Origin of the sequence: Mesorhizobium sp. M0195, from assembly GCF_040322115.1 — a bacterium.
In the GTDB taxonomy this organism is placed as follows: Bacteria; Pseudomonadota; Alphaproteobacteria; order Rhizobiales; family Rhizobiaceae; genus Mesorhizobium.
The window spans coordinates 1-22,489 of sequence record NZ_JAMYSV010000040.1 but is presented as its reverse complement, the minus strand read 5'-3'; the positions used below and the strand labels follow the sequence as shown (position 1 = coordinate 22,489).

At 55.6% G+C, this 22,489-nt stretch carries 23 protein-coding genes and 1 pseudogene; 2 read left to right on the top strand and 22 right to left on the bottom strand.

From position 1 onward, the window contains the following. Nucleotides 1–229: 229 nt before the first annotated feature. The 15 genes and pseudogenes from NKJ12_RS30865 to NKJ12_RS30790 form a co-directional block, all read right to left on the bottom strand. Nucleotides 230–1,009, bottom strand: coding sequence for a transporter substrate-binding domain-containing protein (locus NKJ12_RS30865; protein ID WP_352707377.1), 780 nt, complete (start codon nucleotides 1,007–1,009; stop codon nucleotides 230–232). A gap of 191 nt (nucleotides 1,010–1,200) precedes the next feature. Then, the gene (locus tag NKJ12_RS30860; protein WP_352707384.1) at nucleotides 1,201–1,326 is read right to left on the bottom strand and encodes an SDR family oxidoreductase; all 126 of its coding nucleotides are present in this window, start codon (nucleotides 1,324–1,326) and stop codon (nucleotides 1,201–1,203) included. A gap of 477 nt (nucleotides 1,327–1,803) precedes the next feature. Continuing rightward, nucleotides 1,804–2,694, bottom strand: a complete 891-nt coding sequence (locus tag NKJ12_RS30855) for a polysaccharide deacetylase family protein (protein ID WP_352707375.1) — start codon at nucleotides 2,692–2,694, stop codon at nucleotides 1,804–1,806. 271 nt (nucleotides 2,695–2,965) lie between these two features. Further along, nucleotides 2,966–3,469, bottom strand: a complete 504-nt coding sequence (locus tag NKJ12_RS30850) for a UPF0262 family protein (protein WP_352707381.1) — start codon at nucleotides 3,467–3,469, stop codon at nucleotides 2,966–2,968. A 15-nt stretch (nucleotides 3,470–3,484) separates the two neighbouring features. Beyond that, nucleotides 3,485–4,666, bottom strand: coding sequence for an acetyl-CoA C-acetyltransferase (locus NKJ12_RS30845; protein ID WP_352707372.1), 1,182 nt, complete (start codon nucleotides 4,664–4,666; stop codon nucleotides 3,485–3,487). A gap of 71 nt (nucleotides 4,667–4,737) precedes the next feature. Beyond that, nucleotides 4,738–5,367, bottom strand: a complete 630-nt coding sequence (locus NKJ12_RS30840; RefSeq protein ID WP_352707370.1) for a 3-oxoacid CoA-transferase subunit B — start codon at nucleotides 5,365–5,367, stop codon at nucleotides 4,738–4,740. Nucleotides 5,368–5,381: 14 nt separating this feature from the next. Further along, nucleotides 5,382–6,080 carry a CoA transferase subunit A gene (locus tag NKJ12_RS30835; protein WP_352707368.1) on the bottom strand — a complete coding sequence of 233 codons (699 nt, stop codon included), beginning with the start codon at nucleotides 6,078–6,080 and terminating at the stop codon, nucleotides 5,382–5,384. A 135-nt stretch (nucleotides 6,081–6,215) separates the two neighbouring features. Continuing rightward, a complete protein-coding gene (locus tag NKJ12_RS30830) occupies nucleotides 6,216–6,893 on the bottom strand; it encodes an ABC transporter permease subunit (protein WP_352707366.1) in 678 nt (225 codons plus the stop codon). Further along, nucleotides 6,893–7,546, bottom strand: a complete 654-nt coding sequence (locus tag NKJ12_RS30825) for an amino acid ABC transporter permease (RefSeq protein ID WP_352707363.1) — start codon at nucleotides 7,544–7,546, stop codon at nucleotides 6,893–6,895. The genes NKJ12_RS30830 and NKJ12_RS30825 overlap by 1 nt, the downstream gene beginning before the upstream one ends. Nucleotides 7,547–7,563: 17 nt before the next feature. Then, entirely contained in the window at nucleotides 7,564–8,157 is a 594-nt protein-coding gene (locus NKJ12_RS32400) for a 3-hydroxyacyl-CoA dehydrogenase family protein (RefSeq protein ID WP_502905760.1), read from the bottom strand. 20 nt (nucleotides 8,158–8,177) lie between these two features. Further along, nucleotides 8,178–8,561: pseudogene (locus NKJ12_RS30810) on the bottom strand (3-hydroxyacyl-CoA dehydrogenase NAD-binding domain-containing protein); the annotation flags it as partial. A 37-nt stretch (nucleotides 8,562–8,598) separates the two neighbouring features. Then, entirely contained in the window at nucleotides 8,599–9,399 is an 801-nt protein-coding gene (locus NKJ12_RS30805; protein ID WP_352707361.1) for an amino acid ABC transporter ATP-binding protein, read from the bottom strand. 225 nt (nucleotides 9,400–9,624) lie between these two features. Then, complete coding sequence (locus tag NKJ12_RS30800; RefSeq protein WP_352707359.1) at nucleotides 9,625–10,530, bottom strand: beta-keto acid cleavage family enzyme; 906 nt, start codon at nucleotides 10,528–10,530, stop codon at nucleotides 9,625–9,627. A gap of 336 nt (nucleotides 10,531–10,866) precedes the next feature. Further along, nucleotides 10,867–11,283 carry an acyl-CoA thioesterase gene (locus tag NKJ12_RS30795; RefSeq protein ID WP_352707357.1) on the bottom strand — a complete coding sequence of 139 codons (417 nt, stop codon included), beginning with the start codon at nucleotides 11,281–11,283 and terminating at the stop codon, nucleotides 10,867–10,869. An 82-nt stretch (nucleotides 11,284–11,365) separates the two neighbouring features. Continuing rightward, the gene (locus tag NKJ12_RS30790; RefSeq protein WP_352707354.1) at nucleotides 11,366–12,163 is read right to left on the bottom strand and encodes a 3-hydroxybutyrate dehydrogenase; all 798 of its coding nucleotides are present in this window, start codon (nucleotides 12,161–12,163) and stop codon (nucleotides 11,366–11,368) included. Between the two features lie 110 nt (nucleotides 12,164–12,273). Between NKJ12_RS30790 and NKJ12_RS30785 the strand changes: the two genes are divergently transcribed. Next, a complete protein-coding gene (locus NKJ12_RS30785) occupies nucleotides 12,274–13,137 on the top strand; it encodes a LysR family transcriptional regulator (protein WP_352707352.1) in 864 nt (287 codons plus the stop codon). A gap of 19 nt (nucleotides 13,138–13,156) precedes the next feature. On the opposite strand, the gene NKJ12_RS30780 is transcribed toward NKJ12_RS30785, so the two are convergent. The 7 genes from NKJ12_RS30780 to NKJ12_RS30750 all read right to left on the bottom strand — a co-directional run bounded on the left by NKJ12_RS30780 (nucleotide 13,157) and on the right by NKJ12_RS30750 (nucleotide 20,013). Continuing rightward, nucleotides 13,157–14,374, bottom strand: coding sequence for an FAD-dependent oxidoreductase (locus NKJ12_RS30780; protein WP_352707350.1), 1,218 nt, complete (start codon nucleotides 14,372–14,374; stop codon nucleotides 13,157–13,159). A gap of 8 nt (nucleotides 14,375–14,382) precedes the next feature. Beyond that, on the bottom strand, nucleotides 14,383–14,646 hold the full coding sequence (locus tag NKJ12_RS30775) for a RidA family protein (protein ID WP_352707348.1): 264 nt from the start codon (nucleotides 14,644–14,646) through the stop codon (nucleotides 14,383–14,385). 12 nt (nucleotides 14,647–14,658) lie between these two features. Continuing rightward, entirely contained in the window at nucleotides 14,659–14,853 is a 195-nt protein-coding gene (locus NKJ12_RS30770) for a RidA family protein (protein ID WP_352707345.1), read from the bottom strand. A gap of 3 nt (nucleotides 14,854–14,856) precedes the next feature. After that, the gene (locus NKJ12_RS30765) at nucleotides 14,857–15,576 is read right to left on the bottom strand and encodes a gamma-glutamyl-gamma-aminobutyrate hydrolase family protein (RefSeq protein WP_352707379.1); all 720 of its coding nucleotides are present in this window, start codon (nucleotides 15,574–15,576) and stop codon (nucleotides 14,857–14,859) included. A gap of 8 nt (nucleotides 15,577–15,584) precedes the next feature. Continuing rightward, nucleotides 15,585–16,742 (bottom strand): M20 family metallopeptidase, encoded by a 1,158-nt coding sequence (locus tag NKJ12_RS30760; RefSeq protein ID WP_352707343.1) that lies wholly within the window; start codon nucleotides 16,740–16,742, stop codon nucleotides 15,585–15,587. A gap of 294 nt (nucleotides 16,743–17,036) precedes the next feature. Then, nucleotides 17,037–19,202: a N,N-dimethylformamidase beta subunit family domain-containing protein gene (locus tag NKJ12_RS30755; RefSeq protein ID WP_352707341.1), complete on the bottom strand. Its 2,166-nt coding sequence runs from the start codon at nucleotides 19,200–19,202 to the stop codon at nucleotides 17,037–17,039. Nucleotides 19,203–19,230: 28 nt separating this feature from the next. Next, complete coding sequence (locus tag NKJ12_RS30750; protein WP_352707338.1) at nucleotides 19,231–20,013, bottom strand: substrate-binding periplasmic protein; 783 nt, start codon at nucleotides 20,011–20,013, stop codon at nucleotides 19,231–19,233. A gap of 609 nt (nucleotides 20,014–20,622) precedes the next feature. Between NKJ12_RS30750 and NKJ12_RS30745 the strand changes: the two genes are divergently transcribed. Then, nucleotides 20,623–22,128, top strand: a complete 1,506-nt coding sequence (locus NKJ12_RS30745; protein ID WP_352707336.1) for a M81 family metallopeptidase — start codon at nucleotides 20,623–20,625, stop codon at nucleotides 22,126–22,128. Nucleotides 22,129–22,489: the final 361 nt, after the last annotated feature.

Here is a 22,489-nt window from a genome sequence, read left to right as displayed (position 1 = left end):
AATCGTCATATGTCGAAGCCCTCAAAGGCTCCGAACATCGTCCTTCACGCCGATCCCCGAAAGGTGCCGTCGGAACATCGCTTACGAACAAGCCATGATGTTCTCGGATTGTCCCGCAAGCTGGCGAAATCGCTCTTCGGGCCGATTAGGCCAATACAGAAACCTCGAGCAGGCTACGAGCAGCGAGACTGCTCGTAGCTTCCCGCCTGTCCTGCACCGCCGCTAACAACTAGTTATTGAGAATGTTTCGGCCGAACCATTTCTGGGAAATCTTGTCGTATTCCCCATTCTCAACGATGGTGTCGAGAGCGGTCTTCAGCCTCGGAGCCCAGTTATCACCTTTACGAAGCATGAAACCTTGCCCAACCCCGAAGTATTCGGGATCATTGATGCTCGGCCCAACCATCTTATAGGCACCTGGCCGCTTCTTGACGTAACCGTAGAATAGCTGATTTTCATCACCGAATACAGCGTCGACGCGCCCTGTATCCAGGTCAAGGATAGCATCATTGATCTGCTCATAGGGTTGGACGGTCATGAACCACGCGAACTTATCGCCGCTGTATTTGACAATGGCCGCCGCGCTCTTCTCGATTCCCAAAGTCTTGCCCCTCAAACTGGCCTCGCTTCCGTCTATCGAAGAGTTCGGGTTGACCATCAAACGAAACGTTGGCCTGATGTAGGGGCCCACCATCGTGAACTTCTCAAGCCGCTCCTTCGTCATGGCAAAGGTGTTGATCAGAACGTCGATTTGTCCTGCCTGTAGCGCTGCGCTCTCGCCATTGCCCGCGATCGCTTGAATGTCACATACTACATCCACAGCTTTGCAAAGCGCGTTGGAAATTTCGAAGTCGAAGCCGTTGAGTTTGCCGTCGGGAGTCTGAAACGAGAATGGTTCAAAAAGGGGATCCATTCCTACTTTCAGCGTATCCTTTGCGCTTGCAGCTTGGGCATTTAGCGCAAAACTCCCGATAACGGCAAGGATCATTAACAGTTTTTGTATTTTCATTTGCAGTTCCTCTCTTTTGTGATGTTGTGTTAATGCCGCATCATCGCGAGATCCCCATGGTTTCCTTCTTCGTTGACTTGGTAAAATCGAATGGAAGCTATGCGCGTTCACCGCTCCTGTGTTGCCGTCGTTGGAAGGTCAGATCATCGATAGCACTCTCACGTGGAAATCCACCCATGACCCATCCTCAGTCAACCGCGAGGAACCGCGAGGACTTGGCCCGTAATGAATGGAGCCTTATCTGATGCCAGGAACCGAACGGTCCGCGCCACATCTTGCAGTTTGCCCGCCCCTCTCATAGGAGATCCATCGATCATCACGTGCCGGTCAAAGGTATCTCCTCACTAAGAATGCGTTGTTCCACGACGGAGCCTTTTGTTGCACCGGCTTCGCTCTTGTGCAGAGCCGCTAACTCGACCACTTGCAAATGTTGTTTTTGCCTCGGTGGAACAATAGTCCTCTACAAAGTCGTGAAAAGCGAGATTATCGAATTAATCTATTCATACTGCCACTGAGTGTGCAGTGAATTCCCACGCCAGTTGAGGTACGCGCGCGTCGCAAACGGCGTGACTCGCTTCACACTTGATCCTGGCCACGGAAACAGGACAGCCTCTGCGCCGGAGGCGGAAGAGATGCTCGGCAAGCGGCTATTTTAGTTCCGGTGATGTCAGCAACTAAGCTGGATTCAGTTTCGATCACAATCTGCACTGGACGGGCAGGCGTTTGATGTTTGAGCCCATTGCCTGAAACGCAACCCTCTTCGGAACTCCTAAGGCTGCAAGAGGTCCAGGCAACTAAAGGGCGGTCGACGCATGCTGAGCCACTTCACGATGTGTGGCAAACCAAACATCACCTTTGGCTTCTGCCACCCGAATGACTTCCTCAAGAATCCAAATCCTAGAACGATAGCCGATGCGATGAGGGTGCATGGTGAGCTGAAACATTTCACCCTCACTGTATGCCAGCTCGAATTCGCGCAGATAAATCGCCAGCACATCTTCAGGGCTCAACTGCGGCCGAACCGCGGCGGTGAGGCTCATCTCAAAATATGGCGCGTCATCGCGGATCCATTCGACCGGAATCTCGATCACACCCGTTCGCTCACCATTCTCCAAAAGCTCATAGCAGCTGTCGTCCGCCATAAGCGATGAGTCGTAAAGGAGGCCCATCTCGCGGATAATTGAGAGGGTGTTTTCTGAAAAATCCCACGACGGTGTTCGCACACCAACAGGCCTGATGCCCGTAAGCTTCTCAAGCGTGTCTGCGCTTCGCATCATCAATTCGCGTTCGTCCTCCGGCGGCAAATGGGAATTGAGTTCATGAATCCAACCATGCATGCCGATCTCGTGCCCCTCGTCTATGACCGAACGCTGCTCGTCCGGATAAAGAATCGCTGAGACTGCAGGAACGAAAAAACTAGCTTTGACGCCATGGTTTCGCAGCACAGACATTACGCGTGGCATTCCTCGCCTGTGACTATACTGCCCGCTCGACATACGGCTAATTGATTTCCCGCCCTCGCACAGTTCGAGCGTGTCGTGGTCAACATCGAAGGAAAGGGCAACCGCGCAACGTTTTCCGTTAGGCCAAGGTGGGGTCAACTTCTTCCCTGCACGCACGCGGTTGACGCGATAACGCCATTGTTCTTCAAGCCAGCGCCAAGGCTCATTGCCTGATTCAGACATACTAGTTCTCCTCATGGTTAGCGCTGAACTCCGAGCACGCAGAGTGCCTCCCGCAGTTTTCCGGCTTCGAATCGTTCTACTGTCCTAACGTTGAGCCTCCGAGTGCATGCCTCGACTTCATCACGCCTGCTGCAAGCTATGCACTTCCTTCAATAGGCACAATTTACAGGAGCGTTTCACCGCTGCGAGCGAAAAATCTGCATATGGGACGTGGCTCCCAACGTGGCAGTCAGTCACTTGAGAGACCGGTTAGATAGCGGACGCTTGGGGCTCATGTCAGCTCGATTAGAATTCGTTGGTCTGCATTGCGCACCAGCAGGGCGTAGATCAGCGTGAACAGCCGGCGCGCGGTGTCGTTGTCGATATTCACTTTTGTAGATAACCGCGCTCTCAGCAGTTCGGCAGCCTCGTTATGCACGCCACGCCGGCCCATATCGATTGCCTCAAGCCGTTCAGGTCCAGGGTGGCGGATCGCGTCGTAGTAACTCTCGCAGATACGGGTGTAGTCTTTAAGCAATCGGCGGAAGGGCGTGAGCGACAGGTAGTGACTGACAACATGCTCGTCCTGATCATCAGCGACATGCAATGCCAGACGCCCGTCAACCGCTTCGATCCTGAGGCGATAAGGCCCGCCGTCGTGACCGACCGGAATGAATGTATTGGATTCCAAGAGGTCGATGACCGCGAGCGCTTGCTCTCGCTCAATTCTCGCGTCCCGGCCACCGAATGACCGGTCGAGCGATACGTCGCAGAGACGGTATTCGGCGGAGGTCAGAGCGCTGCCCTCCCTTCACATCGCTTCCACGCACATGGCAACACCCATGCCGCCACCGATGCAGAGCGTCGCAAGCCCCTTGGAAACTCCGCGACGCTTCATTTCGAAGAGCAGCGTGTTGAGCACGCGGGCGCCGGAAGCGCCGATCGGATGGCCGATGGCGATCGCGCCGCCATTGACGTTGACGATGCCAGGATCCCAGCCGAGGTCCTTGTTGACCGCGCAAGCCTGGGCGGCGAAGGCCTCGTTGGCTTCGACCAGGTCGACGTCGCCGATCGCCCAGCCGGCTTTCGCCAACGCCTTGCGCGACGCCGGAATCGGGCCGGTACCCATGACCTGCGGATCGACGCCGGCGGTTGCCCAGGACACGATACGGGCGAGCGGCTGCATGCCGCGCCTGGAGGCCTGTGCTTCGGTCATCAGCAGGGTGGCGGCGGCGCCGTCATTGAGGCCCGAGGCATTGCCGGCGGTGACGGTGCCTTCCTTGTCGAAGGCCGGACGCAGCTTCGTCATCTGGTCGAGCGTTGCGCCATGGCGGATATATTCGTCCTTGTCGACGATGACGTCGCCCTTGCGGGTCTTGACGATGAAGGGAACGATCTCGTCGGCGAAGCGCCCTGCCTTCTGTGCCGCCTCGGCCTTGTTCTGCGAGGCGAGCGCGAAGATGTCCTGCTCCTCACGGCTGAGCTGCCACTGGCGGGCGACGTTCTCGGCGGTGATCCCCATGTGGTAGCCGTAGAAGGCGTCGGTCAGGCCGTCCTTGATCATGGTATCGATCATCTTGAAGTCGCCCATCTTCACGCCGCCGCGAAGGTGCGAGCAATGCGGCGCCATCGACATCGACTCCATGCCGCCGGCGACGATGATATCCGCATCACCGGTTGCAATCTGCTGCATGCCGAGTGCGACGGCGCGAAGACCGGAACCGCAGAGCTGGTTCATGCCCCAAGCGGTCTTTTCCTGTGGTACGCCCGCCTTCATAGCCGCCTGGCGCGCCGGATTCTGGCCTTCGCCGGCCTGCAGGACCTGGCCGAGGATCACCTCGTCGACCTCACCCGCTTCGACGCCTGCGCGCTCGAGCATACCCTTGATGACGGCGCCGCCGAGCTCGTGCGCCGGCGTGTTGCCGAACGCGCCGTTGAAGGAACCGACCGCGGTGCGGGCGGCGCTGGCGATGACGATCGATGGGGTGTTCATGGTGATCTCCTCTATGTCCTTGTGAAGCCGACAGAGGCCGGCCCCAGCGTCTCGGCAATAAGCTCTCAGGCCTAGTTGACGATGGTCGCCTCCGTGGCGCTGCGGATCTCGCCGTCGGTGACACCGTCGGCAAGCTCGACCAGCTTCAGTCCGCCATCGACGACGTCGAGCACACCAAGATTGGTGATGATCCGATCGACAACGCTCTGTCCGGTCAGCGGCAGGGTGCATGCCTTCAGCACCTTGGATTCGCCGGCCTTGTTGGTGTGGTCCATGACAACCACCACTCGCTTGACGCCGGCAACCAGATCCATCGCACCGCCCATGCCCTTGACGAGCTTGCCGGGGATCATCCAGTTGGCGAGATCCCCGTTCTCGGCGACTTCCATGGCGCCAAGGATCGCCATCGCGATCTTGCCACCGCGGATCATCGCAAAGCTCTGCGCCGAGTCGAAGAAGGCCGAATGCGGCAGCGCGGTTACCGTCTGCTTGCCGGCATTGATGAGATCGGCATCGATCTGATCTTCGGTCGGAAAGGGACCGATGCCAAGCAGGCCGTTCTCCGACTGCAGCGTCACATGCACACCTTCGGGAATATAATTGGCGACCAGCGTCGGAATGCCAATGCCGAGATTGACGTAGGTGCCGTCTTCGAGTTCACGCGCGGCCCGCGCCGCCATCTGGTTTCTGTCCCAGGCCATGCCTCTTCTCCCCCTCAAGCCGCCGCGCGCGTGGTGCGCTGTTCGATGCGTTTCTCGTGCTGACCCTGGATCAAACGATGCACATAGATTCCCGGCACATGGATATGGTCGGGATCGAGGCTGCCGACGGGCACGATCTCCTCGACTTCGGCAACGCAGATCTTGCCGCAGGTGGCGGCCAGTGGATTGAAGTTGCGGGCCGTCTTGCGGAAGACGAGATTGCCGGATGTGTCGGCCTTCCAGGCCTTGACGATCGATAGATCCGCGACGATGCCGGTCTCCAGAACATAGGTCTCGCCGTTAAAGGTCTTCGTCTCCTTGCCCTCGGCAACCACGGTGCCGACACCGGTCTTGGTATAGAACCCCGCAATCCCAGCGCCGCCGGCGCGCATACGCTCGGCAAGCGTTCCCTGCGGACTGAACTCCAGTTCCAGCTCGCCGCTCAGGTACTGGCGCATGAACTCGGCGTTCTCGCCAACGTAAGAGGAGATCATCTTCCTGATCTGCTTCGACTTCAGCAGCACGCCGAGGCCGAAGTCGTCGACACCGCAATTGTTCGACGCGATCGTTAGGTCTTTGGTGCCGGCCTCGCGGATGGCATCGATCAACAGTTCCGGAATACCACATAGGCCGAAACCACCCGCGGCAATGAACATGCCGTCGAATAAGAGCCCTTCGAGTGCGGTAGTAGGGCTGTTGAATATTTTTTGCACGTCATCACTCCAATTTCGTCTGTCACCAAGCACGTCATCGACTTCATTCAAAGCGTAGTTTTTCCGTCCGTAGAACGGCGCGGGGTAACCTGCCGCCACGGCTCGATCGTTATGCAGGTCGGTTGGCTGCGCGACTTACATCGCCGCTCTTTTTCTGATCGCAGCAAGCGATACATCGATGAGACCAACCATGATCAGGTAAAACACACCGGCCGCGATCAAGGGCGATATATTGTCCGAGTAAATCCTCCCGTAGGAATTCGCGTTACTCAAGACGTCGGAGACGGCGATTGCACTTGCGAGCGACGTGGCTTTGAGGGTAGCAACCAACTCGTTCCCAATCGTCATGACGGAATTGCGGAAAGCAATCGGAAGCACCACACGACGAAGGGCCATTCCATCGGTCATTCCCACAGCCATGCACGCCTCGACTTGGCCCCGTGTTACTGACTTGATTCCACCGCGGAGAACTTCTGCCAGATACGCCGCGTTGTTCAGGCTAAATCCAAGGACGGCAATAGCAAACGAATAGCGGAAGAATACGGCCCACAGCGGCCCTTGTCGGATGAAGCCAATGTTCGGCAGGCCGTAGTACAGAAAATAGAGCAGTGTCAGAAGCGGAATTGCCCGAAATGAGAATGTGAACGCTTCGCCAGTCCAATTCAGAGTGTAATTGTCGCTATTCACGAGTACCGCCACTCCGGCACCCAATATTAGCCCGACAACCATAGCGAGAGTTGTGAGCGCGATCGTAATAGGGATCCCCCGAGCGATCTGTAGCCACAGTTCCGAATGTAAAAGTAGGTCAAACATCACAGTTGCTTCGCACTCTCAAGTCGGCGCTGAAAGATAGTCAAGATGGCAGCAACGACCAGGTAGACAGCTGCTGCATAAGCGAACGCAGGCAATGGATCGTGCGTCGCACCCGCAACGATCTGCGCACGGCGTGTAAGTTCAGTGACGCCAATGGCAGAAGCGATCGCCGTTAACTTGATTACGACCAGCAGCAAACTTCCCAGACTGGGAGCGGCCAACCGAAGCATCAGCGGAACCGCTATCCGAACATTTATGAGATACCCCGGCATTCCCACCGCCTGTGCGGCTTCAAGCAACCCTCGTGGAACGGCCCGGTACGCGTCGGAGAAGATCTGACAGGCATATGATCCAATTTGGATTCCCAGGGCAGTCAACGCTGCCGCAAACGGACTTGGATCTGGGATGCCGACCGAACGAGCGAACCCGATAGAGCCATAGTACGCGAGAAAGATCGTGAGCAGTTCCGGCAGAGCACGGAACACGCTGATGTAGATCGATATGAGGAACTTGACCAGAGGCGATGAGTGATCACGGATAAGCGCCAGCAGTAGGCCGATCACGGCCGCCGCTACAAACGAAGAGCCTCCTAAAGCGACCGATGACACGATCCCTTGCAGCAGATAAGGTAGATAGTCTGACGTAGTGTTCACGAGGAGCTGCCTTCATTCTATTTTAAAGAAACTTGGCCGATCTGCTCGGCGCCGATCCCTGCCTTGCTCGCCATAGGTTTTAGGGCGTTGCGAAGCGCAATGACGCCGCTACTTCTTAGCTCTAGGAGTGGAGCCTGTCCGTTTGATCCGATTTTTTGCTGAACTTCCTGTGCATAGGCTACAATCAACTGTTCATCTGGATCGAACTTTGCTTCCGCCACAAAACCGGCTTTAATTTCATCCACCAAGCTCTGCACGAACTCTTCGTACATACGCGGATTTTGCGTTGCTAAGTAAAACACGCTAGAGGGGCCCATCACAGCCCATCTTAGAGCTGGCCCGGCCGAAATCGCACGGTCGATCGTCGCAAGATCGGCCACCCCCCGCGAATAAATATAGAATATCTCCTTCAGAACGGCCGCCTGTATACGGTTCCCAATGTATCCATCGATTTCACGCTTAAGCTCGACGACTTCGCATCCCGTTGATCTGTAAAAATCGGAAGCAACCGCAGCAGCGATCGGCGCTTCATCCCCACCCGCAATCTCGACCAATGGAATAAGATAGGGGGGATTGAACGGGTGGCTGATGATAATCCGTTCGAGGCCCACTTAGCCTTCACTCTCAGGTCTTTCGCGAGAAAGCCTGCGGAACTGGAAGCGACGATCGCATCAGGAGGCGCAAGGTCCGTTATGGCCTGGAACAGATCTTTTTTTTGGCTCAAGACTTCAGGCGAGCTTTCCTGGACAAATTCGGCGCCGCTGAGCGCCCCCTCCAGGTTTGCGGTGAACCTCACACGATCCAATTTCGCATTTGGTGAGAGTCCAAGCTGCTCCAGCGCAGGCATTGCTTTCTCAAGAAAGCGGTCGAGCCAATCTTGTCGCTCAGGCAAGGGGTCATAGACTATTACGTCCAACCCGGCGCGCATGAAATGCGCAGCCCATCCAGCGCCAATATTACCAGCGCCGACACAAACCACGCTTGTAAAGCGCTTCTCTAAGAATTCCACATCCATATCGACCTCCGCGCTATGCCTTCGATCCCTCTGATTCCTAGTGGCGCATTCGGGCAAGGAAGCGATGAAGTTCTTCGGACTTGGGAGATTCGATCAGACTGCGCGGAGGACCTTCTTCCTCGACCAGGCCTTTCCGAAGGAAAAGCATCTTGCTAGAAACGTCTCTCGCGAACGCGATCTCGTGCGTTACGATCAACATTGTTCTGCCCTCTTTCGCCAGGTCGGCCATGACCGCAAGAACCTCACCAACCAGTTCGGGGTCCAAGGCCGACGTCGGCTCGTCGAAAAGCAGGACGTCTGGGTTCATCGCAAGGGCACGCGCGATTGCTACCCGCTGCTGCTGTCCGCCTGATAGTTGAGACGGCCGATAATCTGCTCGATCTGCGAGACCGACGCGGGCGAGAAGATCGAGCGCACGTGATCGCGCAGCCTTCGGAGATTCTTTCAGAACCCGAACTGGGCCTTCCATGACATTTTCAGTAGCTGTCATGTGTGGCCAGAGGTTGAAGGATTGGAAGACCATCCCCACTTCGCGACGCAGCACGCACAATTTTTGTTTGCTCGCGCGAGAACGACTTAGGGCATCGGAAGCTTGATGGATCTCACCACGAATGGTAACAGTCCCGCTCGTAGGAATCTCAAGAAAGTTCAAACAGCGAAGAAAGGTGGATTTTCCTGATCCAGACGCACCGATCAAGCTAATAACATCCCCACGCTTCGCTTCCAGGGAAATTCCGCGAAGAACGTCGATGTCCGCAAAGCGTTTTTCGATCTTGTCAGCACGCAGGACGAAATCCGTATTAGAACCGGAGAGCTTGAAGTTCGAGTCGATCTGCATTTCGTTCCCCTTTTTCTAAATGACAAAGGCCCAGCCCTGTGCACATTTAGATTATTTGGTCTTGCGGCCAATTTGACAGATGAGTTTATCATCCGCGCACAGACCGAGAAGTTAGATTATCGAATTGTTTCATTCATAATGCGAATGAATAGAGAATAGCCGGCGCGGCGAACATAGCTGGCTATCTGCGCCGCGGCGGTGACCTTTTTCGAAACGGGTAGCTTCCTAAGCTCGCGGCCTCTCCACGCCTAGCTTCTGCCGAGTTTCTGATGCGGACAACACGTATCCGCCCATACCACGGATAAGGCCAACAGCCCGCTCAACCAACGTGTCATTATCGGCAAAGACTCCCTTATCAAGATAGAGATTATCCTCTAGGCCGACGCGAACGTTGCCTCCCTGACCTACAGCGAGCGGAACGAAACGCAGCTCATCACGCCCAATTGCAAACGCACTCCACGTCGCTTCCGCTGGAGCCAATTGCTTGAAAGCGTCGAGAACGAATGGTTCCGCCGGCGCCCCACCAGGGATTCCGAGGCAAAATTGGATCAGCGGAGCCCCTTCAAGGCGACCCTCAGCGAACATTTTTTTGACGAAGGCCAGGTGGCCGAGTTCGAATACCTCAAGCTCGGGCTTTATGCCGAGCGACCGAATATGCTTGGCCATCGGCCGAAGGTACGTAGCCGGCGCCGTGTAAATAAGGTCACCATCGCCGAAATTCATAGAACCGCAATCCAAGGTGCATATTTCAGGCTTCAATTTCGGCTCACGGCACAGACGATCCAGATGCCGAAGGCGCTCGATTGGGCCGAGCAGATCTGTCCCGGGTCCCGCAAGCTTTGTTTCCGGCGTTTCTGTAAGGACGAGGTCGCCAGCCATGCCGCAGCTAACGTTGATGATCACATCCGTGTCGCTATCGCGGATGAGAGATATGATCTCCGCGAAAAGCTCCGGGTCCCTGCTTTGCTGACCCGTTTGGAGATCACGCGCGTGGAGGTGAACGATTGCAGCACCCGCCTTTGCGGCTGAGATCGCAGCGTCCGCAATTTCCTTGGGAGTGACCGGTATCCGGGGGTGGCGAGAAACAGTGTCTGCACCGCCAGTTACCGCGCAGGTGATGAATGTGCCCATTTAGATCCTTATCTGTTGCAGGCGACGTTGTTTCTTCGTGCCTCTAAAGGCGAGTTGACAGAACTGCACTCAGACTCGCTCACCATCGCACCGGATTTCCAAAACCGCGATGCTGTCTTAGAAAGACTATGACGCTGTGCGAGACCCCAGACAAATTATCGCTTCTTATCAACCTATTCTTAAATTCAATAAGTCAATTTCCGACCTGGGATAAGATATTGCGTCGCAAAAAAAGCTGCCGTTCAATGATGAACGGCAGCGAGAGGGCCCTTTCGGGCTGGGGAGCGCTGATAATCGGACCGCTCTTTTACCAGGCGGGGAATCGGGCCCGCGGCCCTACGGTTCGACCTGCTGCGATATTAGACGTTCAGCAGCCGTGCGGATGGTATCGGGCAATGGCACGGCTTCGCGCTTTTCGAGGTCGAACATAACGCTCACGATCTCGATTGTTGCGTGAAGATTGCCGCTGGGTCCCGTCAATTCATGTTGGAAAGTCAGCGACGTCCGGCCGACCTTGATGATCCGAGTGCAAACTCTCAACAAGCCGCCAGATCTAACCTCTTCGCGGAATTCGACCACGTGACGTACATCCGCCCATCCAAGATGAGCGCCCGCAAGTTGATCTACTCCGCCTCCCAGACCACCAACAAAGAAGGATGACGCATCATCGAAGAACGCCGTGTAAAAACGGACGTTCATGTGTCCCATTGCGTCACAGAGCCACGGATGTGCTACGGCTTTCAATGTTTCCATAACCACGTAAGATCCCGATGTTCGTGGTATTGCGCCTGGCGGATCGCCACGATCCCCAGGACAGCAGTTTTCAATGGGTTTGCTAAGCGCTGATGCCGCCATCGACTGGCAACGCTATACCGGTGATTGATCGCGCGGGTTCACTGCATAGAAACAGCATAGCCGACGCGACTTCAGTCGGATCAACGAAACGCTTGGTCGGCATTTGATTGAGAAAATGCTCTTTGGCCGTTTGATCGATAGACAAACCGAGGGCCGCGGCTTTCGCTTCAACTTGCGCAGCTGCGAGCGGTGTATACACCCACCCGGGGCAGATCGCATTGCACGTGATCCCAACTTCAGTGCCTTCCAGTGCCACTGTTCGAGTAAGCCCGAGAATGCCGTGCTTTGCGGCGACATATGCCGTCTTGCCGACTTCGCCGGCGAGAGCCAGCGTCGAAGCGGTGTTGACGATCCGACCCCATCCTTTCCGTTTCATTCCCGGGAACACGGCCCTGATAGCGTGGAATGCTGCGCCAAGATTAACAGCCAGTAGTCGGTCCCATTGCTCGCTCGGAAAGCTCTCCACGCCGCTCACAAACTGAACGCCGGCGTTGTTTATGAGGATATCGATGTCGCCAAGTTGCGCGATCGCGGCCTCAACCGACGCGCCGCCCTGTCGACCGTCTGACAAATCGTGATCGAAATGGAAGCTCTTGTGGCCGCTAATCTCGCTGAGTTCGTTTACAAAGCCAGAAATGGAGTCCCGGTCTAGGCCATGAATGGCAACTTGTGCGCCAGATCGCGCGAACGTCCTCGCTATTTCTTGCCCCATCCCGGTTGTGGATCCGGTGATCAATACCGTACGTCCAGCCAGCGATACGCTAAAATCGGCGCCCATAATTGCTCCAACCCAATAACTGAATTGGCTTAAAGCTCTCAGAGGCCGCACTTGAAGATAACGCGTTTTCTGTTATCGATATATGCAGTTCGTGAATAAGTGAGCGGCAGATGGACATCGGACTTTTGCGAACATTTACAGCTGTCGCGGCACTGGGTAGTTTCTCCGGAGCCGCGCAGCGCCTGAATATGACCCAGTCGACGGTTAGCCAGCAGATCGCTCGGCTTGAAGAACACTTAGGAAAGCAACTGTTAATTCGCACAACGCGACGCTGTCATCTTACCCATGATGGTGACGAACTCATGGAGCGCGCGAGCCAGGTGGTTGCACTGGTCGACGAGATGGAAAACGCATTCAGGCCTGAGTTAAGTAGTGGAACTGTCGTCGTGGGCGTAGTTGACGATTCCTACCTTTTTGCTCCGCTCACGCGAGCGCTCGCAGAGTTTGTTGAACGTCGCCCCACCGTAAATATCGAGATAAGAGCAGGAATGTCTGCAGACCTTTTGCGCGAGCTAAAGGCGCGCAATATCGAACTCGCATTGCTGCGGGTCGACCCAGAGGTGGAACGCGCTGGGCTCTTACAGACCAGCAAGCTGGTCTGGATATCTGCAGACAATTGGCAGGTTCCAGCCAACGGAGTCATTCCGTTGGCGGTCGTCGGCGGCACATGCAACTACCACAAGGTCGCTCTCGATACGCTGAGGCGGGCGAACCTTCAATCACGACGAGTGGTCACCTGCAGCAGTCTCGAAGGCGTGCTGGAAGTCGTCCGAGCTGGTCTTGCGGTTTCCGTGGTTCCGGAGGGGGAATTGCGTAGCGGCATGCAAATCGTGAACGACCACCGCCTCCCACGCCTCCCCCACACGGGTCTCAAAATCAGCTTCAGCGAACAAGAACCATCGCTGGCGGCAAAACAATTGGCCCGGGTGATTGAGAATACGCTTCAAAATCAGGTGCCGCTTCTGCGTAAATGACAACCGTCCAACTCAAAGATCAATAAGCCGAGAATGTCCCGACCAGCTCGCCAAGCTTTTCGGCGGTCGCCATCGACAGTGTCCAGCCGAGCGATCCGTGGCCACAGTTTAGATAGAGGCCTTTGACTTTCGTTGCGCCGACAATCGGCTTGCTGTTCGGCGTGACTGGTCGCAGTCCGGTCCACGCGTGGACCTCCCCGTCGTAATCTCCTGACTTCGGGAAGATGCCCTTGGCGGTGGTGAGAAGGGTGCGGAACCTGTCCTCTCTGAACTTACCATTTACGGGCCCGATGTCTGCAAGTCCGGCAATTCGCAGTCGGTCGCCTATTCTGCAAAAGACCGTCTTTCGGGCCGTGTCGGTAATGCTCGCAACAGGGGCTAAGGTCAGAGCCGGAACAGTAAGCGAATATCCTTGAACGGGCCAGATCGGCAACGAAATTCCAGCGGTCTTCGCGATAGGCGCAGTCCACGCCCCTAGAGAGATCACCGCCCGGCTGCATTGAATTTCCTCCGTTTCTGCTGTGACCCCGACGAGCTCGTTCGCACGAGTCTGAATACGGCGGACCTTCGTGTTAAACAGAAAGCGCACCCCATAATCTCGCTCAAGCAGGACCCGAAGATTCCTGCAAAACAGACTGGAATCGCCGGCTTCGTCGTGGGGCGACCATATCGCTCCCTCGAAAAAATGGCCGTAGTGCGCTAGCGCTGGCTCTTTCTTGAGCGCCTGCTCTCGCGTCAATACGACCTGCCCGGCGCCATATTGATTCCTTAGCTTGCTAAGTCCCTCCGCTTTGAGGAGGCTCTCCCTACTGGAGAAGAGTGTGATCTTGCCGGTTTTGCTGTAATCGAATTCCAGCTTCTCTGAGAGTTCAGCGATTCCAGATCGGCTTTGCAGCGCAAGCTCCAAAATGTCGGTCGTGTTGCGTTCGAAGGCTTTCTGAGTTGCGTTCCCAAGGAACCTCAGGCCCCATGCCATAAATGCCGGCGAGAGCGTTAGGCGAACCCTGAAAGCCGGGTCAAGTCTGAGGATGTATTTCGGAATGTTCGCCGCGAGCGAAGGAGAGGCCATCGCATCGGTGTAAAAGTAGCTGAGTTGAGCGCCGTTGCCAAAGCTTGCGCCCGCTTCTGCCGGCCCTGGAGCGGCGTCAACGACGCAGACCTCATGTCCTTTTTTTGCCAGTGCGTAGGCGGACGTCATGCCGACGACGCCTGCGCCAAGAACTGCGATGCGGCTCATCGAAAACCCTATTCCTGAAGACGAGCGATGACTTCGACTTCGACTGGGACGCCACGCGGCAAAGCAGCAACGCCGATTGCAAATCTGGCGTGGGCGTCACGCTCGCCAAAGACCTCGACAAACAGGTCCGAGGCGCCATTCACGACAGCGGGAATGTTGGTAAATTCGGGTGTGCAGGCGACGAAGTCGGACACCTTGACAAGCTCCAGCACCCTGGACAGCTTTCCTTCCGTCGCCACGGACAACTGGCTGATGACATTGAGCGCCGCCAATTTTGCCGCTTCCTAGGCCGTTTTTTGCGAAACGGCATCGCCGACCCGACCCGTGTATTTCACTACCCCGTCCTCCAGGGGCAGTTGGCCCGAGATGTAAGCCAAGCCGCGATCCACCTTGAATCCGAGTAGGTTGCCGGCCGGCTTGGAGATTTTCGGCAGAGCAAGGTTGAGCGACCTGATACGCTGTTCAGGGGTCTGGAGCATTGGTCACTTCTTCTTCCGGGAGTATTCTCGAGCCTTTGCCAGCAAGGCGTCGAAGATGAGTGCGTCGATATCGGCTACGCCATATTCTGGATGCCACTGCACCCCGACAGCAAAGCCGCCGTCTTTCTTCTCAAGTGCCTCCACCACCCCATCCGGAGAGACCGCGAGGACCTGGTAGGCATCCGAGGGAAGAACAGACTGGTGATGAACGCTGTTTACCGCATGAACCTCACCCCGCGGCATTTGCAGGTGGCGTGAGGTACCGCTGATCTCGATACGGTGGTGAGCAATTGAGGCCGATTGATCGGGCTTATGTTCAAGGGCACCGTCGATTTCTGTAGGAATGTTTTGGACCAACTCCCCGCCAAGGCACACAGCCAGGAGCTGCATCCCGTTGCAAATACCGACAACGGGCATTGCGCGCGATAACGCTCCTTCAATCAAAGCCCGTTCGAAATCTGTTCGAGCGGGCTTCATCACATAATCCTTGCGCGCAGCTTGGCCATACAGCGCCGGGTCGATGTCGAACATGCCGCCGGTAACGAGCAACCCGTCTATGGCATCTAGATAGTCATCCACGTGTTCACGATAAGGGAGGAGGAAAGGGAGACCGCCAGCCTTCGAGATAGCGTCGGCATAATTTTGCCTCACGACATATTCGGTTTCGGGGGCGGCAAGATCGTTGATATCCGGCGTGATGCCGATACGTGGTAAGTTAGGCATGTTCAACCTTAAGATAACCAGGCGAGCGCGACGTCTTCATAAATGTCGACTGCTTTAAGCACATTCTCGATAGAAACAGACTCATCGGGCTGCCCGCTTAGACCCAATGCACCGGGACCGATGATCGCAAACGGCACAGACAATCCGTCCAAAAGAACAGTGCCGTCGCTATAATAGGACACCCCTCTGATTTCCGGCGGGAGACCTCGATGACGGCCACAGACATCAACGCAAAGCTTGACGAATGTATCGTCTGGCTGGCTTTCAACGGCGGGCTTGAAGTCCAAAATACTGATTGACACGTCAGCGGACGCAAGCTGCGAAACTTTTTCGACGATTTCTTTATGATCCACACCAGGATGAAGCCGAATATCAAAATCGACTGTGCAGTGGTCTGGGGTGAGATTCACTGCTGAGCCGCCCTGAATGCGACCCACTCGAAGAGTTTGCTCATCGAGGAGTGGATGCTGCGGGCCCTTTAGATCCAATGCATAAAGACGAGCTAAAAATTGGTGGATTAGGTCGATCGCGTTCACGCCAGCGGCCCCCGAGACATGTCCTAACCTACCTGTGGCGGTTGCTCGCAGCCATAGCGCTGCCTTTTCCACAATCACCACGTCGAGATCGCTGGGCTCGCCGCACAGAAATGCGCCTATCTCCTCCTTTAAGCCCTGTTCCGCGAACCGTCGCGCCCCAAGCAAGTTCGCACTTTCGCCTGCGGTGAACGCAAGAATCACGTCCCCCTTCAGCTTTTGCCGGGATTCCTTGGCCAGTTTGCCGGCCGCCGCGATCATGGCGGCGAGTGCGCTTTTCATATCGGTCGCGCCCCGTCCGTAAAGACGGCCATTTTCGACCTCGCCGGAGAACGGCCACCTCTGCCACGGAACGGTCCCAACGGGGACTGTATCCATATGCGACGAGAAAACCAAGGCAGTCTTCTCCCCCGTCCCGCGGATTCGTCCGAGAACATTTGCTCGGCCTGGCAGAAATTGATCTAAATCGGCTTCAATCCCAAGTGCGAGCAATTCTGCGTGCACTAGTTTGGCGATTTCGAACTCTCTTCCCGGAGGATCGCAGCTATCCATTGCAACGATTTTCTGAAGAAATCCGATAGGATCAAAATATTGCCTACCTTCACTGTGCGGTCGAGCGCTAACAGTCGCCATCATGTATCCTCTATGTTTTCTGGAAGAGAATGGCGATTTTGTCACCTTAGTTGAAACGCAAAAGCGTGATGCATTGATCGAGGAACTTTATGAATGACAGCTGGCCTAGAGCCAGGTTCCCTTAGCCACTCAAACGTCGATGAGGCGCCGTAATTATGCATGCACAATGGCAGATAGGATGTATGGCCTCTATGTTGCCGTACACGAGCCTTAGGAATTCCAACGCGCGTGTGGGAGCCCTCTGATTGAGGACTCCCTCACTGAAGCGTTCAGGCTGAATTTGATTATTCTGAATTATGAGCTGTTCGGGATAACGACCTCGCCTTTGGGAACGGACAAGAAATGCTTGAGCGCATTCTCGGTCAGTTGCGACACGCTGTTTTGGTAGTTGTTATGTGAAAGGCTTCCCGCCCAAGTCACCGCCCCCGCAGCGAACACCCCTCCGCCTTTTGGATGCTCCATGTAGCTAATGTGACTGAGCGGACGTAAGGGTGAGTACGAGAAACTGCCCGGCTCAGATGCTTCCGCTAAGATCGTCAAGCCAGGGCGCTGCAACCTTACCGCGTCCATTTCAAAGGCAGCCGCCGTACCTAAGTTTAGACCAAAGTTACCAATGGATTCGTCGGCGATGCCGTCAAAGAAGGGCGCAAACTTGGTCGAGTAGCTCTCCGGCGTCCGCACAAATCCTTTAGGGTCCTTAACTGCCGCAAAGAGATTTGCAGCATATTCGAGGCCTGTGACTCCGGCAGTAGATCTGCCTCGTTCCAGCCAAGTGCCACCGAATTCTCCGGTCGTGGAATGGTGCTCATTCCCCTTTTCGGCCTTGAATGGTGGATAGAGTCCGGCGCTACTTTTTCGGACCTCCATCAGATGCGGTCTCATTTTGTCGATCGATGTGACCCAATACAGGCCGTTGCCACCGAAGTACAGACATCGTCCGCCTTGCGCGAAATATTGATCCAGCTGATCGCGCATACTACACGTCCAGTATTCAGGGTGGCCGGCAATGATCAGAACTTTATAGGCCGGCAGCAGATCGCCGTTGGATGCAGCGAGGTCGTGGTCGGAATACAGGTCGTAGGAGATGTTGATATGCTCAAGCCAGTCAGTGAGGTACAAATCCGCCACCATGGTGTGCGCACCCCAGTTTTGGATCGCCTTCTTGGGATTGCCGGTACGATGGGGCTTCCGATGCGATGAATAAAACACACGAGAGCCATCTGAGTGAGCGTCATAAAGACACAAAGCGCGATCGAGCGCGCCGTCATCGGTGAATCGCGCCGGATCCCGGTTGCTCGAATAGGCCTGCCAAGTGAGCGTCGGGACAAGCACGCAGACGTCAACCCGCGGTCGTTTGGGCCGCACCACAAACGGCAAAAACAACTCGTCAACGTCGTTCCAAACCCGCGCTGCATATATTCCGGGCTTCGTGTCAGGCAACTCGACACTTAGCGTGGTTTTCCAATTCGCATCGTCGAGATCATCTTCGTGGAAGTGTATGGCATTGTATTCGTGGGGAACACCTGCCAGTCCACCACTCCACGGACCGCTCCATTTAGGGCCCGTGACGGCGCGAGCAGGTGCGTTGATGACGCGTCCGTGGCGATTGGAAACCCCATCGACGGCAAGCGTCGTACCAACTTGCTGATCGAATTTCCAATGGCTGATAAGGTTTGGAATACGGCCTGGATTAAAGCCGTCCGCGAGTTGCTTAACCTGCTCGGTCGTTAATGCGCCTCGGTAGAGAACAGGATCGCTTAATTTCCCGTTGAAGTGTCCCCAATGCCTGTTGCCGGACTTGCTGCCTGCAAACGTAAGCGGGTCATTGGAGGTGTGTATCGTTGAAAACGGCACGTCAACTTCAGTCGTTATCAAGCCGCCAAAATTGCTAGGAGCGTTCTCGATAGAACGGCTCAACGCCTGATGAACCGCCAGCTTGTTTGTCTTTGGATCGTAGGAAACGGCGGCGAAATGCCACTCTTCTGCAGAAACAAATTCGTGAGCCGTGCACCACTCGGCGCGATTTCCGGAACCAGAGAGCGCTGCAGTCAGCATCGAATCTCCCGCAAGATAGAGACCGAACGAAAAATTCCCCGGCTCACCTATTGCCGCAAGTGTCTGCCAGCCCCGATTAAGGAGAGTGGGGAAAAACCATACGGCGAGCGTAAATCCTTCGGCGAGGTCAATTGAACCATCGACCTCAATCAACGATCCCAGTGGAAGATGCTGTTCCGTAAGGACAATGCCATACGACTTGAACCAGTCGCAATGCTCAACCTTGTAGCCGGGTCCTTCGGCTCGCGGGTCGCCATGTACCAAGCGAAGCAGTTCGACATTGGCTATCGCTTTTTCCGCGCCGCTTATCTTGAAATCCTGGACCTCGCCGGGAGCTACGCTGACCTGTTGTGCATAGCCCTCAAGGGGGGAAACTAGGGTCGGTGAATTGGGTATTTTGCTCATAGTTTCCCTCCTGTGCCGCCGCGGACGATCAGTTATTCAGAATGTTGCGGCCGAACCATTTTTGGGAAATCTTGTCGTATTCCCCATTCTTGACGATGGTGTCGAGAGCGGCCTTCAGCCGCGCAGCCCAATCACCTTCATCTTTCCGAAGCATGAAACCCTGTCCCTGCCCCCAATACTTGGGATCATTGATGCTTCGCCCAACCATCTTGTAGACATCGGGTTGCTTCTTGGCATAGCCGTAGACGAGTTGGTTTTCATCGCTGAACACAGCATCCACGCGCCCCGCGTTCAGGTCAAGGATAGCGCCACTGATCTGGTCATACGGTTGGACGGTCATGAACTTTGCAAACGTATCGCCGCTGTACTTGACGATGGCTGACGCGCTCTTCTCGATTCCCAGTGTCTTTCCTTTTAGACTTGCTTCGCTCCCGTCAATCGAAGAGTTCGCGCTGACCATCAAACGAAACGTCGGTCTGATGTAAGGACCAACCATCGTGAACTTCTCAAGTCGCTCCTTAGTCATGGCAGTGGTGTTGATGATAACGTCGATTTGCCCCGACTGTAACGCAGCGATTTGACCATCGCCCGCAACCGCTTGGATGTCACAGGTCACATCCATAGCTTTGCAGAGCGCATTGGAAATTTCGAAGTCGAAACCGGCTAGTTCACCGCCAGGAGTTTGAAAGGAGAATGGCTCCCAAAGGGGATCCATTCCCACCTTGAGCGTATCCTTCGCACTTGCGGATTGCGCCCCCAGCGCGAACGTTCCGACCACGCCAAGAATCATGAGCAGTTTGGGCATTTTCATTTGTAGTTCCTCTCTTTCTTAAGTTAGTGGCGCATTCTCGCAAGAAACCTCCATCAGCTTCTCGGGATCGCTGTGGCTCGGCCAGATAATCGCGGCGAGCATTGCTCCTCCAGGGACGACCCTAACACTGGGCATAGGGGGGAAAAGAGAGATTATCGAATTAATCTATTCACATTTGCGATAAGTTGATGTCACGGTCCAATCCGCTGCAACCGGGGCGACCATGACCACGTCACGACGCGCCACACAGAGATTTTTGAACCCCGCGTAGATCGATCAAATTCCACCACTTTGTTACAGCAGGTCACTCTGGGTCTTATGGTCGCGCTAGATGTCCCAAATTTCCTTATTCAGAACTCGAATAGATTAATTCGATAATCTGTCTTTTCGGCACTTTCGGCAGCAGTTAAGTTCGATCTGAACGCTCCACCAAGCAAAGGCAACGACTGCATGACCTGGCGGAATGCCACGACTGCGGCTCGTGATGTGAAAAGGTCGTCGAGGTGCCCGCTGAGTGGGAAGGGCATCGACGGAGTAAGTTAATCGATCGTTGAAGCGGCTTGACGGACTAACCTGTCGAGCTCGTTTCGTTACTGGGAGTGACCTACAATGCGCGTCTTCGTTGCGTCTATGAAGCACGAAAGCCACAGTTTCTGCAGGAGCCGCACCGACATCGACGCGTTTACGCGACGCGATTATGTGCTCGGACCCGCCATACCCAAACGTTTCCGTGGCACGCGCACAGAATGGGGCGCCGCCTTCGACGCTGCCGATGAATACGGCTGGGAACTGATACATCCGCTCGCCGCGGGTGCTGTGCCTGCAGGGTTAGTAACCAGCGCTGCTTTCGATCATCTCAGTGAGGTGATCCTGGCGGGGCTTAAGGACGCCACGCCTATCGACGGCATCCTGCTCATTCTGCACGGCGCGATGATCGCCGAGGGCTACGACGACGCAGAAGGTGAGTTGCTAATCCGAGTGCGCAAACTGGTCGGGTGGGACATCCCCATCGCGATCACACTGGACATGCATGCCAACGTGACCGATGAAATGGCGCGCCATTGCAACATTCTGTCGACTTATCGCACCACTCCTCATGTTGACTTGTATGAGACGGGCATGCGGTCGGCCCGATTGCTCCAACGGGCAATGACGGGAGAAGTGCATCCGCGCGTTGTCGTCGCGCGTCGCGCTATGATTGACCTCGATGAGGGACGCACCATTGGTTTAGACGCGCCGATGCCCGAAATTCTGCGGATTGCTAATCAGGCCGAAAATACCATAGCGGGCGTCCTAACCGTCAGCGTGCAGGCTGGATATCCATGGGCCGATATTGCGCAGGCCGGCACTTCGGTTGCCGTTACCGGAGATGGCTATCAGGCGCGTTACATCGAGCTAGCCGAACAGCTTATGGACGAATGCTGGAAACGGCGACACATCAGCACCATCGATCTGATGCCGCTCGATTCCGCAATCGCCACAATTAAGGCTCACCAGCTAAAGGGCGGTGGTGCAAAAATTGGAGAACATGGCCCGCTGCTGGTCGGCGACTTTACCGACTGCCCTGCCGGTGGCGCCGGAGGTGATGGAACCAATTTGCTGAAGGCGATGTTGGATGGCGGCATCAATGATGCAGTGCTCGGCTTTGTCAACGATTCGGCCGCAGTCCAAGCTGGGAAGGTTGCCGGTGTCGGTGCCGCGATCAGTGTCAAACTAGGCGGCAAGTGCGACCCGGACTTCGGCGGCGGCCCGCTGGAGGTCACCGGTAGGGTCGTTCATCTGTCGGATGGGAACTATGTGCGCAAGGGTCCGATGGCGACTGGTACGTCCGGCTCGCTCGGACCGACGATGACAATAGCCATCAATGGCATTCGTGTCGTCGTTTGCTCTCACAGCTATGCGGTCGACGACCGCGAGCAGTTTCGTGCCGCTGGAATAGACCCAGAACATGAACATGTTCTTGCCTGCAAAGCAATGAACCATTTCCGCGCCGATTTCGAGCCGGTCTCGAGCGGGCTCATCTATGTCGACAGCGGCGGGGTATGCTCAACGAATTACCCGCAGTTTCCCTACACCAAACTGCGTCGGCCGATGTCTCCGATTGATTTCAGTTAGACCGATCTATCAACGAGGACTTTGAATCAGCCGACCTATTGGAGACTTAAGCGATGGAGTGGATTGCGGCCGCCCATCGCCAAGCAGATGAACCATTTGGAAATGTTCGGCCCGCAGCAACCTTGAACGAAGATGTTCGTATGTGTGCGCTCCGCACGAGGTGTCGCACAACGTTACGAACGTTAGCGGTCAGCTAACAAGCGCATAGGAGATCCGCAAAGGCGCGGTGCTCGAGATGTGGCCCACCTAGGGGTCTCACAAACAACAATCCTAAAGAGGAGTTTTCAACAAATGTCAGCCACTGCGGACTCGTTTAAACGAAATGCAGATATCGACTCCGTGCTCAACGACGCACGGCAGC